The organism is Agrobacterium sp. NPDC058088 (genome assembly GCF_042885035.1).
In the GTDB taxonomy this organism is placed as follows: Bacteria; Pseudomonadota; Alphaproteobacteria; order Rhizobiales; family Rhizobiaceae; genus Agrobacterium.
Genome location: NZ_JBHVSU010000035.1, coordinates 1 through 1,509, shown reverse-complemented (window position 1 = coordinate 1,509; position 1,509 = coordinate 1). Strand labels below are relative to the sequence as shown.

General features: G+C 54.3%; 1 rRNA gene. It reads right to left on the bottom strand.

The annotated features are described in order from the left end of the window. Positions 1–19 precede the first annotated feature (19 nt). Positions 20–1,509: ribosomal RNA gene (locus ACFVTJ_RS25420) — 23S ribosomal RNA — on the bottom strand; the annotation flags it as partial.

Below are 1,509 nucleotides of genomic sequence, written 5' to 3'. Positions count from 1 at the left end.
CAGTAAGCATACATTCAAATTGGTTAAGTCCTCGATCGATTAGTATCTGTCAGCTCCATGTGTCGCCACGCTTCCACCTCTGACCTATCAACCTGATCATCTTTCAGGGATCTTACTTCCTTGCGCAATGGGAAATCTCATCTTGAGGGGGGCTTCATGCTTAGATGCTTTCAGCACTTATCCCGTCCGCACATAGCTACCCAGCGATGCCTTTGGCAGAACAACTGGTACACCAGCGGTGCGTCCATCCCGGTCCTCTCGTACTAAGGACAGCTCCTCTCAAATTTCCTGCGCCCGCGACGGATAGGGACCGAACTGTCTCACGACGTTCTGAACCCAGCTCGCGTACCGCTTTAATGGGCGAACAGCCCAACCCTTGGGACCGACTACAGCCCCAGGATGCGATGAGCCGACATCGAGGTGCCAAACCTCCCCGTCGATGTGGACTCTTGGGGGAGATAAGCCTGTTATCCCCGGGGTAGCTTTTATCCGTTGAGCGATGGCCCTTCCATGCGGAACCACCGGATCACTAAGCCCGACTTTCGTCCCTGCTCGACTTGTAGGTCTCGCAGTCAAGCTCCCTTGTGCCTTTACACTCTACGAATGATTTCCAACCATTCTGAGGGAACCTTTGGGCGCCTCCGTTACTCTTTAGGAGGCGACCGCCCCAGTCAAACTGCCCACCTGACACTGTCTCCCACCCCGATAAGGGGCGCGGGTTAGAATTTCAATACAGCCAGGGTAGTATCCCACCGACGCCTCCACCGAAGCTAGCGCTCCGGCTTCTCAGGCTCCTACCTATCCTGTACAAGCTGTACCAAAATTCAATATCAGGCTGCAGTAAAGCTCCACGGGGTCTTTCCGTCCTGTCGCGGGTAACCTGCATCTTCACAGGTACTATAATTTCACCGAGTCTCTCGTTGAGACAGTGCCCAGATCGTTACGCCTTTCGTGCGGGTCGGAACTTACCCGACAAGGAATTTCGCTACCTTAGGACCGTTATAGTTACGGCCGCCGTTTACTGGGGCTTCAATTCACAGCTTCGCTTACGCTAACCTCTCCTCTTAACCTTCCAGCACCGGGCAGGCGTCAGCCCCTATACTTCGCCTTGCGGCTTCGCAGAGACCTGTGTTTTTGCTAAACAGTCGCCTGGGCCTATTCACTGCGGCTCTCTCGGGCTATACACCCTAACAGAGCACCCCTTCTCCCGAAGTTACGGGGTCATTTTGCCGAGTTCCTTAACGAGAGTTCTCTCGATCACCTTAGGATTCTCTCCTCGCCTACCTGTGTCGGTTTGCGGTACGGGCACCTCTCACCTCGCTAGAGGCTTTTCTTGGCAGTGTGGAATCAGGAACTTCGCTACTATAATTCGCTCGCCATCACAGCTCAGCCTTCACGGGAAACGGATTTGCCTATTTCCCAGCCTAACTGCTTGGACGCGGATATCCAATACCGCGCTTACCCTATCCTCCTGCGTCCCCCCATTGCTCAAATGGTGAGGAGGTGGTA